This is a genomic window from Eubacterium sp. AM46-8, from assembly GCF_003466705.1.
Lineage (GTDB): Bacteria > Bacillota > Clostridia > Lachnospirales > Lachnospiraceae > Lachnospira.
Genome location: NZ_QSEU01000005.1, coordinates 62,433 through 77,858 on the forward strand (window position 1 = coordinate 62,433; position 15,426 = coordinate 77,858).

General features: G+C 38.1%; 14 protein-coding genes. 10 read left to right on the top strand and 4 right to left on the bottom strand.

What is annotated here, in order from left to right; translation table 11 throughout:
• Window positions 1-51: 51 nt before the first annotated feature.
• From DW963_RS04800 to DW963_RS04810, 3 genes are read left to right on the top strand one after another with little or no spacing between them, the layout of a single operon-like run.
• Window positions 52-771 (top strand): sugar transferase, encoded by a 720-nt coding sequence (locus DW963_RS04800; RefSeq protein ID WP_117914059.1) that lies wholly within the window; start codon window positions 52-54, stop codon window positions 769-771.
• Window positions 772-778: 7 nt separating this feature from the next.
• Window positions 779-1,837, top strand: a complete 1,059-nt coding sequence (locus DW963_RS04805; RefSeq protein WP_117914060.1) for a glycosyltransferase family 2 protein — start codon at window positions 779-781, stop codon at window positions 1,835-1,837.
• Complete coding sequence (locus tag DW963_RS04810; protein WP_117914061.1) at window positions 1,837-3,699, top strand: polysaccharide biosynthesis protein; 1,863 nt, start codon at window positions 1,837-1,839, stop codon at window positions 3,697-3,699. Before DW963_RS04805 ends, DW963_RS04810 begins: the two co-directional genes overlap by 1 nt.
• A gap of 416 nt (window positions 3,700-4,115) precedes the next feature.
• Here DW963_RS04810 and rfbC read toward each other — a convergent pair whose 3' ends face one another.
• The 4 genes from rfbC to rfbA form a co-directional block, all read right to left on the bottom strand.
• Window positions 4,116-4,727: a dTDP-4-dehydrorhamnose 3,5-epimerase gene (gene rfbC / locus DW963_RS04815; RefSeq protein WP_117914062.1), complete on the bottom strand. Its 612-nt coding sequence runs from the start codon at window positions 4,725-4,727 to the stop codon at window positions 4,116-4,118.
• 21 nt (window positions 4,728-4,748) lie between these two features.
• Complete coding sequence (gene rfbD / locus DW963_RS04820; RefSeq protein WP_117914063.1) at window positions 4,749-5,666, bottom strand: dTDP-4-dehydrorhamnose reductase; 918 nt, start codon at window positions 5,664-5,666, stop codon at window positions 4,749-4,751.
• A gap of 31 nt (window positions 5,667-5,697) precedes the next feature.
• A complete protein-coding gene (gene rfbB, locus DW963_RS04825) occupies window positions 5,698-6,717 on the bottom strand; it encodes a dTDP-glucose 4,6-dehydratase (RefSeq protein WP_022099217.1) in 1,020 nt (339 codons plus the stop codon).
• A gap of 65 nt (window positions 6,718-6,782) precedes the next feature.
• Window positions 6,783-7,682, bottom strand: a complete 900-nt coding sequence (gene rfbA, locus DW963_RS04830) for a glucose-1-phosphate thymidylyltransferase RfbA (protein WP_022099218.1) — start codon at window positions 7,680-7,682, stop codon at window positions 6,783-6,785.
• 135 nt (window positions 7,683-7,817) lie between these two features.
• Here rfbA and DW963_RS04835 point away from each other — a divergent pair, with 135 nt between their 5' ends.
• From DW963_RS04835 to DW963_RS04860, 7 genes are all read left to right on the top strand, one after another.
• Entirely contained in the window at window positions 7,818-9,062 is a 1,245-nt protein-coding gene (locus tag DW963_RS04835) for a MerR family transcriptional regulator (RefSeq protein ID WP_117914064.1), read from the top strand.
• Between the two features lie 98 nt (window positions 9,063-9,160).
• A complete protein-coding gene (locus DW963_RS04840; RefSeq protein ID WP_117914065.1) occupies window positions 9,161-10,318 on the top strand; it encodes a glycosyltransferase family 4 protein in 1,158 nt (385 codons plus the stop codon).
• Window positions 10,319-10,333: 15 nt separating this feature from the next.
• Window positions 10,334-11,488, top strand: coding sequence for a glycosyltransferase family 4 protein (locus tag DW963_RS04845; protein ID WP_117914066.1), 1,155 nt, complete (start codon window positions 10,334-10,336; stop codon window positions 11,486-11,488).
• Window positions 11,485-11,625: a hypothetical protein gene (locus tag DW963_RS13260; protein WP_158568616.1), complete on the top strand. Its 141-nt coding sequence runs from the start codon at window positions 11,485-11,487 to the stop codon at window positions 11,623-11,625. Before DW963_RS04845 ends, DW963_RS13260 begins: the two co-directional genes overlap by 4 nt.
• Complete coding sequence (locus DW963_RS04850; RefSeq protein ID WP_117914067.1) at window positions 11,625-13,610, top strand: glycosyltransferase family 2 protein; 1,986 nt, start codon at window positions 11,625-11,627, stop codon at window positions 13,608-13,610. The genes DW963_RS13260 and DW963_RS04850 overlap by 1 nt, the downstream gene beginning before the upstream one ends.
• Before the next feature lie 28 nt (window positions 13,611-13,638).
• Entirely contained in the window at window positions 13,639-14,709 is a 1,071-nt protein-coding gene (locus DW963_RS04855) for a mannose-1-phosphate guanylyltransferase (RefSeq protein WP_117914150.1), read from the top strand.
• Window positions 14,710-14,726: 17 nt separating this feature from the next.
• Window positions 14,727-15,425: a glycosyltransferase family 2 protein gene (locus DW963_RS04860; RefSeq protein ID WP_117914068.1), complete on the top strand. Its 699-nt coding sequence runs from the start codon at window positions 14,727-14,729 to the stop codon at window positions 15,423-15,425.
• Window position 15,426: the final 1 nt, after the last annotated feature.

Sequence of the window (15,426 nt, forward strand, 5' to 3'; positions counted from 1 at the left end):
TCGGACATGTATTACTGATTATTTATCAATATTTAAGAGGGGATTGATACGATGGAATTAAGACCATGGCGACTTCTTCCTGATGAGATGAGAACTAAGGAAGTCAGAAAATACTACAATATACTTATGAAGCACAGAATGTGGCTTAAGGTGAAGAGAGCATTTGATGTGGTTGTTGCAGGCATTATGCTGGCAGTCCTAATTATTCCAATGGGTATAATTGCACTTGCAATAAGACTGGACTCACCGGGACCAGTGTTTTTCAGACAGGCAAGGGTAACACAGTACGGAAAGATTTTCCGTATATATAAGTTCAGAACTATGGTTGATAACGCAAGCAAGTTAGGTGCTGCTGTAACTGTAGATAATGATTCAAGAATTACTAAGGTTGGTGCATTTTTACGCAGGTACAGAATGGATGAGTTTCCTCAGCTTTTTAATATACTTGCCGGTGATATGACTCTTGTTGGAACAAGACCAGAGGTTCCTAAGTATGTTAAGAAGTACACTAAGGAGATGTATGCGACACTTCTTCTTCCTGCCGGACTAACATCAAGGACAAGCATTGCCTATAAGGATGAGGACAAGCTTCTTGGCGAGGCTGTTGATGAAGAAAGCACTGATAATATATATATTAATGAAGTGTTACCAGCAAAGATGCGTTATAACCTTGAGAGTATGAAACATTTTGGCGTGCAGGCGGATGCATCTGTATTATGGGATACATTTACATCTGTTGTTGGCAGTGAAAAAATGACTATTAAGAAGTAGGTAGATTATGTTTATTACGATTGCCGTTATTGCATATAACGAGGAGAATACGATAAAGAATATTCTTGATGACATAAGCAGACAGGATTATGACCATAATTTTATGGAGGTTGTACTTGTTGATTCGGCATCAACTGATGGAACTAAGGCTGTTATGCAGAAGTTCGCAGATGAGAATAAGATGGGAGCAAGACAGATAGTTGTGCTTGATAATCCTAAGAAGACACTTCCGTGCGGATGGAACGTGCTGCTTGATAATTATACAGGGGAAGCTGTTATAAGAGTCGATGCGCATGCACATATTCCAGAGGATTTCGTCAGCAAGAATGTTAAAGTTTTAGAAGAAGGCGAGATGGTTGTTGGCGGTGTCCGGCCTAATATAGTTGATGAAGAGACACCATGGAAGGATACACTTCTTCTTGCCGAGAGTTCTATGTTTGGTTCAAGCATAGCACCCTACCGTAATGGTGGTAATGGAACAGGAGAAAAGATATATATGAAATCATTGTTCCATGCTGCATATAGAAGAGAGGTTTTTGATAAAATCGGACATTATAATGAGTCTCTTGCGAGAACTGAGGATAATGAAATTCATTACCGTATGAGAAAAGCAGGGTTTAAATTAAGGTTCTGTCCGGATATAATATCATACCAGCATACAAGAAGTTCGCTTCCTAAGATGCTTAAGCAGAAATATGCTAATGGATACTGGATTGGAAAGACAAGCAAGGTATGTCCAGGATGCCTTTCTATATATCATTTTGTTCCGTGGGCTTTTGTCATGGCTATTATTGTTACAACAGTTGCAAGTGTGTCATGTAAGCTACTTGCTGTGAAGTCGCTTTTTTCGCGTATTGTATACGGTCTTACAGGACTTATGTGGGGAGCATACTGTCTGTTGGCAGTAGTTATGTCGATTGTTGCAGTAATAGGAGCAAAAAAGGAGCGCAATAAAACATGTTTTGCACTGCCATTTTTATTTTTCCTGTTGCATATTTCTTATGGAATTGGTACAGTATGTGGGTTAGCTGCTAAAAAGCCTGCTAAAGAAACGAGGAACATATGATGGGTGAGACTAAAAAGGACAGAATACAGCTTCTGGTAAGAAGATTTTTCTTGTTTTTAACAGATACATTTTTACTGAATGCATGCGTATATCTGTCGCTTATTATGAGATTTGATGTAGGTATTGTATCTATAGAACCTCAGTATATTAGTAATTATGTAGAGAACGTGCTTCCGTACACGATAATGTCTCTGCTTATATTCTGGCTGTTCAGACTTTATCACAGTCTGTGGCAGTATGCGAGTATAGCTGAGGTGTACAGGATTGCTGAAGCGTGTATTACTGTAGAAGTAGTGCATTTCTTAAGCAATAAGATTGTTGGTAATATGCTTCCTAGGAGCTGCTATTTTAATGCGGCAATATACCTTATTATTGCAATATGCGCAAGTCGTTTTATGTACAGAATGATAAGAACTGTTCTTAACAAATACAGAAATATTAAGACTTCCAACAATGTAATGATTATTGGTGCCGGAGAGGCAACTAATGTCATTATGAGAGAAATACAGAATTCGAGCTATCTTGCCAACTCTAATATTGCATGTATTATTGATGACGACCGCCGCAAGGTTGGTAAATACATACGAGGCGTTAAGGTTATAGGAACAAGGGACAAGATTAAGGAAGCAGCAAAGCTTTATGATATTGATGAGATTATATTTGCAATTCCATCAGCGTCTAATGAAGTTAAAAGGGATATATTAAACATTTGTAAAGAGACTGACTGTACTCTTAAGATTCTGCCAGGTGTATATCAGATGGTAGATGGAGAGATTAATGTTAACTCTATCCGTAATGTTGATGTGCTTGATCTTCTTGGAAGAGACCCGATTGAAGTAGACATTGAATCTATCATGGGTTATGTTAAGGATAAGGTTATTATGGTAACAGGAGGTGGCGGTTCTATTGGTTCAGAGCTGTGCCGCCAGCTTGTAAGCCACAAGCCTAAGCAACTCATTATATTTGATATATATGAGAATAATGCCTATGATATTCAGCAGGAATTAAAGATTAATTATCCTGATGCCAATGTTGTTACTCTTATTGGTTCAATAAGAAATGTTTCAAGACTTGAAAGCGTATTTGCACAGTATAAACCTGACATTGTATATCATGCAGCAGCACATAAGCATGTACCGCTTATGGAAGTCAGTCCTGATGAGGCTGTTAAGAATAATGTTGTCGGTACATGGAATGTTGCAAGAATGGCTGATAAGTATGGTGTTAAGAAGTTTGTTATGATAAGTACAGATAAGGCTGTTAATCCAACTAATGTAATGGGAGCAACAAAGCGTATCTGTGAGATGATTGTCCAGACATATAACGAGATATCCAAGACAGATTTCGTTGCTGTAAGATTCGGTAATGTACTTGGAAGTAACGGCTCAGTCATTCCTCTTTTTAAGAGACAGATTGAGGCTGGTGGACCGGTTACGGTTACAGATCCTAATATTATAAGATATTTCATGACTATACCAGAGGCGGTTTCACTTGTTCTTCAGGCAGGTGCATATGCCAAAGGTGGAGAGATATTCATTCTTGATATGGGTGAGCCTGTTAAGATTGATGATCTCGCAAAGAACCTTATCAGACTGTCAGGTTATACACTTGGCGTCAATATGGAAATTAAATACACAGGACTCCGTCCTGGCGAAAAGCTCTACGAAGAGCTTCTTATGAAAGAAGAAGGTCTTCAGGAGACGGATAACAAGCTTATCCACATTGGAAAACCAATTGAGTTTGATAAAGAGAATTTCTTTGATAACCTTGAGAAGCTTAAGGAAGAAGCTTATTCAGAAACTGGTAATATCCGTGAACTTATAAAAGAAGTTGTTCCTACGTATCATCCTGGGGAACATTGAAGTTGCGGAAGTTGCTGGGTGGGTTTAGCGAATACATGTACTGCAGCTGATTTTGGCAAAAAGCCTACTAACTAAGATAATTGTGTAGATTGAGTGGGTCTTTTTGAGGGAATAATTGAATAAGATATGGGACGAGACCTACTAACAATTACCAATATGGTGCGTTAGTAGGTCTTTTTTTGGTAAAAGTAGCTCAATTCTATAGCAGCAGATAAAAAGTGGAGAGAAAAGACCTACACAAATGATGAAAAAGTGTAGAGTGGTAGGTGAAATCTTGTCAATTAAGTTTAACAATGACAAAAAAGACATACTAAACAAGAAAAAAACAGGAGATTAGTAGGTTTTCCCTAATATCGATAGCAAATTGCAGCAACAACCAAGTATCAATAGCGAAAAGCACCAATCTCCTATTTTATTTAGTTGAATTTAAATGTGTTCTCAAGTGTATCCCAAAGCTGGTCCTTATCACTTAAGTTAAGTTTTGTTCCATCGTTTAAAGCGTAGCCTTCGCCTGAAGCTGAGCCATTGTAAGTTCCAGTAAGCTCTGGCCATTCAATGCCGATTGCAGGATCGTTCCATGCAAGACCACCTTCATCATTAGGATGATAGAAGTCATCGCACTTGTAGCAGAATTCCGCTGTATCAGTAAGAACGAGGAATCCATGTGCAAATCCCTTAGGGATAAGGAACTGCTTCTTATTCTCCTCTGTGAGAAGGATTCCATACCACTTTCCATAAGTTTCAGAGTCTGTACGAAGGTCAACAGCTACATCAAAAACGGCTCCCTTGATAGCTCTTACAAGCTTTGTCTGTGGGAAATGCTTCTGGAAGTGAAGACCACGAAGAACACCCTTAGTACTCATAGACTGGTTGTCCTGAACAAAGTTAATATTGATACCAGCTTCTTCCATATCACGCTGGCTGTATGTTTCCATAAAATATCCACGGTTATCGCCGTGAACAGCAGGAGTGATGACACAAAGTCCTTCGATACCTGCGACATTCTTTTCAATTGTAATCTGTCCCATGATAAAATCTCCTTTGAAATATTAAATCTCACCGATTTCCTTTAAGAATCTGTGAAGAGCATCCTGCCATGTTGGAAGCGGAGTGAATCCGTTAGCAGTAAGCTTACTCTTATCTAAACGGCTGTTAAAAGGTCTTGCAGCTTTAGAAATGCCATATTCAGCAGTAGTTACAGGTGTAACCTTAGTAGAAAGACCTGCCTGTGCATAGATTTCCTTAGTAAAGTCATACCATGAAATGTATCCACCTTCATTAGTTGCATGGTAATAACCGTATTTGTCAGTTTCAACCATATCAACAAGAAGTCTTGCAAGATCTAATGTGTAAGTTGGTGTACCAATCTGGTCGTTGACAACACGAACCTCGTCATGAGTTTTTCCAACATTAAGCATAGTCTTAATAAAGTTCTTTCCATTAACACCAAATACCCATGCAATACGCACGATAAAGTATTTATCAAGAGTGTTAGAAACAGCAAGTTCTCCGGCAAGCTTAGTCTCTCCATATACATTAAGAGGTTTGTAGTCCTTGCAGTCTGGTTCCCAAGGTGTTTCGCCCTGACCATCAAATACATAATCAGTACTGATGTATACCATCTTGCAGTCAAGCTGTTTGCAGACATTGGCAATATTCTGAGTACCATCTGCATTGATAGCCTTCACCTTGGCTTTCTTATCATCATCTTCAGCAGCGTCAACGGCTGTCCATGCTGCGCAGTGAATTATAACATCAGGTGAAACCTTAGTGATAACTTCAGAAACCTGAGCAGCATCAGTTATATCCATAGGTACATATTCGGCTGTTGTGACAGCGCTTCCATCAGCAACTCCTGAATATTCAGGTGCGATGTCGCTGCCAACGCCTGTATGACCTCTGCCTATCAGTTCATTCATAACGTCGTGGCCAAGCTGACCGCCAACGCCGGTAACTAATATCTTCATGTCAAATCTCCTTACAGAATAAATGTGTTAATTAGCGGTTGCTATACATTTTCTCATAGTAGTTCTGATATTCGCCAGAAATGATTGTCTCCCACCATTCCTTATTATCAAGATACCACTGAATTGTCTTCTTGATACCATCTTCAAACTTAGTTTCTGGAAGCCATCCTAATTCATTGTGAATCTTAGTTGGGTCGATAGCGTAACGCATATCATGTCCCTTTCTGTCACCTACATGAACGATAAGTGATTCAGGTTTGCCAAGCTCCTTGCAGATAAGCTTAACGATATCAATATTTCTCTTCTCGTTGTGTCCACCAACGTTGTATACTTCACCAACACGTCCCTTGTGGATGATAAGGTCGATAGCCTTGCAGTGATCCTCAACATAGAGCCAGTCACGAACGTTAAGACCTTCGCCATAAACTGGAAGTGGCTTATCGTTAAGAGCATTAGCAATCATAAGAGGGATAAGCTTCTCTGGGAAGTGGTATGGTCCATAGTTGTTAGAGCATCTTGAAATAGTAACAGGAAGTCCATAAGTTCTGTGGTATGCAAGAACAAGTAAGTCTGCACCAGCCTTTGATGAGCTGTATGGGCTTGATGTATGGATTGGAGTCTCTTCTGTGAAGAAAAGGTCAGGTCTGTCAAGTGGAAGATCGCCGTATACTTCATCAGTAGATACCTGATGGTATCTCTGAATACCGTACTTTCTGCAGGCATCCATAAGAACCTGTGTACCAAGAATATTAGTTGTAAGGAAAACTTCTGGGTTCTCGATAGAACGGTCAACGTGTGACTCAGCAGCGAAGTTTACAACCATATCTGGATGCTCTTCTTCGAAAAGCTTGTAAACAGCTTCACGGTCTGTGATGCTTTCCTTAACGAATCTGAAGTTAGGGTTAGACATAACAGGTTCAAGAGTTGAAAGATTACCTGCGTATGTGAGGCAGTCAAGACAGATGATTCTGTAGTCTGGGTATTTGTTTAACATGTGAAATATAAAGTTACTTCCGATAAATCCGGCTCCACCGGTAACAATAATTGTCATAATTAATCTCCTTAATATTTAAAATGTGTTCTTATATGAAAAATGTTTTAACTAAATGTACTTAATTATTCATGAAGCTTGTCAACATATTTGCCGTCTAAGACATCCTTTAAGTACTGACCATACTGGTTCTTTTTTAATACTTCATATACCTTGAGGACGTCATCTTTGTTAATCCAGCCGTTTAAGTAAGCGATTTCTTCAAGACATGCAATCTTTCTGTGCTGATGAGTCTCAACAGTCTTAACAAAGTTAGTAGCTTCTACAAGACTTTCATGTGTTCCTGTATCAAGCCATGTGAATCCCTGACCGAGAAGCTCTACATTTAAAGTACCCTTCTCTAAGTAGATACGGTTAAGGTCGGTAATCTCAAGCTCGCCTCTTGCAGATGGCTTTAAGTTCTTAGCGTATTCAACAACCTTGTTGTCGTAGAAGTAAAGACCTGTTACACAGTAGTTGCTCTTAGGCTGCGCTGGCTTTTCTTCGATAGAGACAGCCTTTCCTTCATTATTAAATTCAACAATACCAAATCTTTCAGGATCATCAACATAGTAGCCAAATACTGTTGCACCCTTTCCTGATTCAGCATTCTCAACAGCTGCCTTAAGTCTCTTCTTAAGACCGTGACCTGCAAATATATTATCTCCAAGAACCATGGCAACAGTGTCATCACCGATGAATTCCTCACCGATAATAAATGCCTGTGCAAGTCCGTCCGGGCTTGGCTGTACAGCGTAAGTAAGGTTGACACCGAACTGGCTTCCGTCCTTTAAAAGCTCTTTGAATCTAGGAGTATCCTGTGGTGTAGAGATGATAAGAATATCTCTGATACCAGCACTCATAAGAACTGAGAGTGGATAATAAATCATTGGCTTATCATAGATTGGAAGAAGCTGTTTACTAGTTACCATTGTGAGTGGGTAAAGGCGTGTGCCAGAACCACCAGCTAAAATAATACCCTTCATAATTGAAGTTCCTCCTTGTTTGTTAAAATGTTATGTTAATTTTCAAGTAGACATTTTTTAAGTCAGGTATATAATAAAAGATGACGTAACGTCACCTTCAAGTGTTTTTTGAAAAATTTTTACAAGGAGTAATATATGCATAAAGACGGGTATTATTCTTCAGGCGAATTTGCGAAGAAATCAAATGTTTCAGTAAGGACTATAAGATATTATGACCAGCAGAACATATTAAAGCCTTCACTTCTTACTGATGAGGGAGTGAGATTTTATACGGATTCAGATTTTACAAGGTTACAGCAGATATTATTGCTTAAATATCTTGGATTTACACTGGATGATATAAGAAATATGACAATTGGTGATTCAGATTATCATGTGCTTAAGAATTCACTTGAACTTCAGAAGCGTATGATTCAGGACAAGATTGCACAGATGCAGCTTGTATGTAAAGCTATTGAAGAAACAGAAGACTCTATTAAAGAGGGAAAAGGAGTTGACTGGAGTAATATGCTGGAGATTATCCATCTTACTAATATGGAAGACAGCATGAAGAATCAGTACATTAATGCGGGAAATATATCTGCAAGAATTAATCTTCATAACAGGTTTTCAGTTAATAAACAGGGATGGTTTCCGTGGGTATATGAGCAGTGTGGTATTGTTAAGGGGATGAGAATTCTTGAGATTGGGTGTGGTGATGGAACATTGTGGGTTGACAATATAGGTCAGCTTGCCATGACAGGAAAGAGAAATGAATTCTCAGGGAAGAAAAAAAACATATATATAGAGCTTACGGATATATCAGAAGGCATGATAAGTGATGCGAGAAGAAATATAAAAAAAGCAACAGAGAGCTGGAAGGAAAGAGATATTGATGTATCATTCAGGTTCAAAGTGGCTTCATGCGAAAAGACATGGGCAAAAGATGAATCGTATGATCTGGTGATTGCTAATCATGTGCTGTTTTATTGTAAAAATGTCAATAAGGCACTTGATGAAATTGTGAGGGTGTTAAAGCCTGGAGGAGTGCTTGTGTGCAGTACATATGGCAGCAGGCATATGCAGGAGATAAGCCGCCTTGTGTCGGGATACGATAAGAGAATTGCACTTGAAGCAGATAAGCTTTTTGAAAAATTCGGACTTGATAATGGAGATAAGATATTAAAAAAACATTTTTCAGATGTTGAGAGAAGAGATTATAAAGATGCGCTTGTTGTTGATGAAGCAGAACCGCTGGTAGATTATATACTATCATGTCATGGCAATCAGAAAGAGTACCTTGTGGATAAGTATACAGATTTTAAAAAATATGTAGAGAAAAAGCTTGTGAAACCTATGACAATAACCAAAGAGGCTGGTGTATTTGTGTGTAGAAAATAATGTATAGCAATTATATCTATAATATGGTAAAATCAAAAGAAACATGTTTTATTACAGGGATAGTTTGAACATGCATATTATGGAAATACTCTGATAGAATGAAAGATTATTTATTGGGGGCAGAGAATACAGTTATGAAGAAATTAAAGATTGCTGTTGATGCAAGAACTTTAGGCAGCAGACCAAGTGGTGTGGGCATGTATCTTAATGACTTCTTAGAACAGCTCATAACATATGATGAATTTGAATGGGTTCTCTTTACAGATGTTAAAGAGAGTGAATATATTAAGAGATTTGAGGCTAGAGGAATCAAGGTTATTGAATGGGGAAAGCCTGTATATAGAAGTGCGGGTGTGTATGCATATTTTGCATTTATTAAGAAAGAATTAAAGCAGGTGAGGCCGGATATATTCTGGGAGGTTAATTCGATTATTCCTATTAATCTCGGTGGAAGCTTTAAGACACTTATCACAATACACGATATGTTTCCTATTCAGTATGTAAGATACTTTGGGAAAATATACAGCTATTATTTTAAGTTTAATCTTGGTGTGACTTTAAGACATACAGATATGATTCTGTATAATTCGGAGCAGACTAAGGATGATACAGAGATGTATTTTCCAAAGGCTAAGAAGATTCCAAGCTGCAATGCCTACATTATATCTAATCCGCTTACAAGATATGTACCGCCTAAGGATGAGAATTATTTCTTGTATATAGGTAATATGGAGAAGCGTAAGGGCGTTGATATCCTTATTAAAGCGTACAGAAGATACAGGGAAGAAGGCGGAACAAGACCTCTTATTCTTGCCGGTAAGATGCAGGAGGATGATATTGAACAGCTTCTTGAGACTGCACTTACAGAGGTTGAAGGTCTTACCTATCTTGGATATGTGTCACACACTACAAGATATGACCTGTATAACAACTGTTCATGCTTTGTGTTTCCTTCTATGGCAGAAGGCTTCGGAATGCCTATATTAGAGGTTATGAAGCATAATAAGCCAATACTTGCAAGTAATCTTAAAATATTTGACGAGGTAGTAGGTGACTGTGTGGAAAGATTCAGTCTTGCCGGTGATGATGATGATAAGGTTATAAGTCTTGCGAATGGAATGAAGAATATAGATAAGAAGATTAATTCTGGACTTGTTGATGAGAATGCATACAGACATGCGTTGGACAAGTATACCCCGGAAAGACTTGGTGGTATGGTGAGAGACTTTATTAACAGCCAGATGAATAACAGATAGAATGTTGAGGTTTATATGGGTTTATCAAAATTTTTTCTTAATACGGGAGAAGCATTGAGACCAGTGCTGACCAAGATTATTCCTATGAAGCTATTAAGTAAGATGAAAGCAGGAATAATTAATAATGCCACAGACAAGCTGTCGGCAGACTCTATTGAGAAATATGAGGCAGGAAGATACAAATGTGGTGCCAATATAATAGGTAATATTAAGGGCGATAACGGACTTGGACAGAGCGCAAGAATCATGTGCAGGCTGCTTGATGAGAATCAAGAACCTCATGTTATAAGAGATTTCTTTGTTCCGCCAGGAGGTTCAAGAAGCAATGATACTTACGATGACAGACTTACGGAAGAGCTTCCGTATGATGTTAATATTATTCATGTTAATGCAAGTGAATTCATGGTAGCATATTTAAGCCTTGGAAAAGAAGTATGGGATTACAGATATAACATAGGATACTGGGCATGGGAGCTGGAGACATTTCCAGAAGAGTGGCTTCCGGCATTCAAGCTTGTTGATGAAGTCTGGACACCGTCGGATTTCGTTACGAATACTTTGAAGAAATACACAGACAAGCCTGTAATAACAGTTCCGCATTGTGTTGCACCGCAGACGGATACTGTGAAGTTTGACAGAAAGCATTTTAATCTTCCGGAAGATAAGTTCCTGTTCCTTGTAATGTATAACAGTGGAAGCGTTATGGAAAGAAAGAATCCGCTTGCTGCAATTAAAGCTTTTAAAGAAGCGTTCTGCAAAGATGAGCAGACGAAAGAAAAGTATAAGGATGTCGGACTTGTTATCAAGATAAGCGAGGCAGAATTATCTGCAGAAGATGAAAAAATCATTGGTTCTGTAATAGAGGACTGCGACAACATTTATTATATGTGCGGTCATATGGGAAGATGTGAGGTTAATACACTTCTTGCCGATGTGGATGTGTATGTTTCACTTCACCGTTCTGAAGGCTTCGGACTTGTTATGGCTGAGTCAATGTATGTTGGTACACCGGTTATTGCAACTGACTGGTCGGGCAATACAGAGTTTATGAACAGTGACACAGCATGCATGGTCGGTTACGACATGATAGAGCTTGATAAGGATTATGAGCGTTCAAGAAGGGCAATGTATGGGCTGATGCACATGTTGATGAGGCAGCAGACTATATGAGAAGGCTTTATGAGGACAAGGATTTCTACGAAAGAATTGCTGGGAATGGTCAGAAATATGCTAAGGAACATCTGGCGTATAAGCGTTCTGCGGATATTGTCAGTGAGAGGTTAAAGAAAATTCATGGAGAGAATTGATGTTTTTAACAAGAGCATTTGAGATAATCAATAGAGAGGGTTTTCTTACATTCAAGTATGCGTTAGGGCAGAAAATGCGTGAGAATATGACTGATGAAAAGGTTTATCAGTCATATATAAAGAATGTAGAACCAAGACAGAATGCCATATCAGAAAATCAATGTGTTCAGGTAGTATCTGTTAAAGAAAATAGTACTGTAAAGCAAGTGATGGAAGCGGTAGAAAAAGTTTCTGCAGAATATGCTGCATTGTGTAGTGCTGATTACAGATTGTGTGATGATTATGAGAAAAAAGTGTCTCATTATATATTGATTCAGAAAAAAGCAGGTAGAAATATAAAATACATTTATAGTGACTCAGACATTATTAATGACAATGGTAAACGGGAAAATCCAGATTGTAAACCTGATTATTCATGGAACACACTGCTCTCATTCAATTATATTGGCAATGTGTATGTCGTGAGAAAACAGTTTTTTCTTCATAAAATGAAAGAGTTTATAGATAATTTTGGTTCTGATAGTAAGTTTGACAGTTACAAGACCTCATTGTTCCTGTTATCAGATAATTCAGTAGAGAATGTTGGACACATTCATCAGATTCTTGCTCATAAAAAGGCGGATTATAAAGAAGAATCAGATATTTCTGAGTATAAATGTTTGCTGCCTGAATTAAAGAACAAAAATGTATGTGTGGTTACTGATAAACATAATAAAAATGTACAGCATATACATTATCCTCTTTCTGAGAATGATTGTGTCAGCATCATTATTCCGTCCAAAGATAACCCGGAAATTCTTAAGGTTTGTCTTGAAAGTATAAAAAAATACACGAAATACACGAAATATGAAATTGTTGTTATTGATAATGGGAGTAATGAAGACAACAGAAATGAATATAAAAAGCTGATAGCTGAATTTGGAGAAAATGCTTCGTACACATACGAAAGATTTGATTTCAATTTTTCTAAAATGTGTAATATAGGTTCAAAGAAAGCGACTGGAAACATGTTATTATTTCTTAATGATGATATTGAAATAATCGGACAGGATTATGAAGATACAGACTGGCTTTCAGTACTAGCCGGACAGGCAAAGCAGGAAAGTACCGGCGCGGTTGGTGCAAAGCTTCTGTATCCGGACTCATCATATATCCAGCATGTAGGTGTAATTAATTATGAATCAAGCTGTTTTGCACATCTGTATGCCAAGGCAGTTGATGATGATAATATCAAGGCTTACAGAAATTATGCTGATTATGACTGTCTGTGTGTTACAGGAGCATGCTTTATGCTTGAGAAGGCTAAATTCAATAAAGCTGGTGGATTTGATGAAGCATTTGAAGTAACACATAATGATGTTGATATATGCCTGACTCTGTATGAACAGGGATATTACAATGTCTTAAGAAATGATGTTGTTCTTTTTCATCATGAATCATTCTCAAGAGGTGATGATGAGGTGGATGAAGAAAAGAACAGACGTAATATGTATGCCAGGGATATGGTATATGAAAAACATCCCAAGCTTGAGAAATATGACCCTTTCTATAGTCCGCTTCTTACACAGACGGAGAATAACTACAGATTCGGAGATGAGATATATTCTGTAATATACAGAAAACCTCAGAAAGCTGACAGATTAAGGCCGGCTGCTGGATATATGGAAGTATCACCTACAGTTAAGGTGACAGAAACAGGATATCATGATGATATGCAGCTTAGGGGATTTGCATATAATGGAAATAAAGTGTATTATAATCCCGTAATTTTTCTGTGGAATGAACAGAATTGTTATAAGATTAAGGCACAGTCAGTATGTGACAGAGTATTTCATTTAAGAAAAGGTGCAGATAAGAATATTAACTACGCACCGTTTTTTTGTGGGATAGATACAACAGATATGGAAAGCGGCACATATAGATGTGCTATCAGAGCTGATGGTAAATATTATGATGCACAGACAGATGTCGTAATTGATGGTTAAAACAATATGGCAGAACAAGGAGGAATTTATGAAGACTACAGCACTTATTATGGCAGGTGGTAAGGGAGAGCGTTTCTGGCCAAAGAGCCGTGTTAATATGCCAAAGCAGTTCCTTTCTCTTACAGATGACGGAAAGACTATGATACAGCTCACGGTAGAGCGAATCAGCCCATTGGTTGATATTAAGGATGTTTATGTTGCTACTAATAAGAACTACAGAGAACTTGTAAAGCAGCAGCTTCCGGGTATTCCAGAGGAAAATATCTTATGCGAGCCTGTTGGAAGAAATACAGCACCATGTGTAGGTCTTGGAGCAGTTCATGTTGCAAGCAAATATGATGATGCAGTTATGATAGTACTTCCATCAGACCACCTTATTAAGAATAACGAAGTGTTTGCAGATACATTTAAAGAAGCTGTTCAGATTGCAGAAGAGGGGGCTAACCTTGTAACAGTAGGTATTACTCCGAACTATCCAGAGACAGGCTATGGTTATATTAAGTATAATCAGGCTGACAAGAAGAATAATGCTTATTCAGTTGAAAAGTTCGTCGAGAAGCCAGACCTTGAGACAGCTAAAACATACCTTGCAGATGGAACATATCTGTGGAATAGTGGAATGTTCGTATGGAGGGTATCTACAATATTAGACTGCTTTAAGAAGTTCATGCCGGATACATATGAAGGCTTATTAAAGATTAAGGCAGCAGTGGGAACAGCAGATGAAAATGCAGTACTTGAGGCAGAATTCCCTAATCTTGAGTCACAGTCAGTTGACTACGGTATTATGGAGAAGGCAGATTCTATCTATACGCTTCCAGGCAATTTCGGCTGGGATGATGTAGGCTCATGGCTTGCAGTTGGAAGAATTAAGAAGAATGATGACAACAGCAATGTAATCAACGGCAATGTAGTTGCGGTTAATACTAAGGGCTGTGTAATAGAAGGTGGCGAAAAACTTATTGCCACAGTTGGTTTAAGAGATATCGTTGTTGTTGATACTAAAGATGCAACTCTTATTACAACTAAAGAGAATGCAGGAGAAATCAAGCAGGTACTTGCAAAGCTTCGTGAAGAAGGAAAGAATGAGTATCTTTAATTAGAAAGAGGAATTTTATGGATAAGAGAGTACTGGTTGTTATTCCAGCTTACAATGAGGAAGAGAATATTGTCAGAGTGGTTGATAATCTTATCAATAACTATGGGCAGTTGGATTATGTTGTTATCAATGATGGCTCAAGAGATAACACTGCTAAATTATGCAGGGAACATGGATATAATCTGGTAGATCTTCCTATTAATCTTGGCCTGGCAGGTGCATTTCAGGCTGGTATGAAGTATGCACTGACTAATGATTATGACTATGCAATCCAGTTTGACGGGGACGGTCAGCATAATCCACAGTTCATAGAAGGGATGGAGCAGATGGCTGAAAAGGACAATCTTGATATTGTCATAGGTTCAAGATTTGCATCAGAGAAGAAGCCATTTACCGCAAGAATGCTGGGAAGCAGACTTATTGAATTCTGTATACTTGTTACATGCCATAAGAGAATAAAAGATCCAACATCAGGAATGAGAATGTTTAACAGAAGAATGATTCACAAACTTGCTACAAGCATGAACTTTGGCCCAGAACCAGATACTGTGGCATATCTTACAAGATGTGGGGCTAAAGTTGGCGAATATCAGGTTGAGATGAGCGAGAGAATTGCTGGAGAAAGTTATCTTAATCCAATAAACAGTATGAAGTATATGTTTAATATGACTACATCTATACTTTTTGTACAGTGGTTTAGAAAGAGAGGGCTGTAAG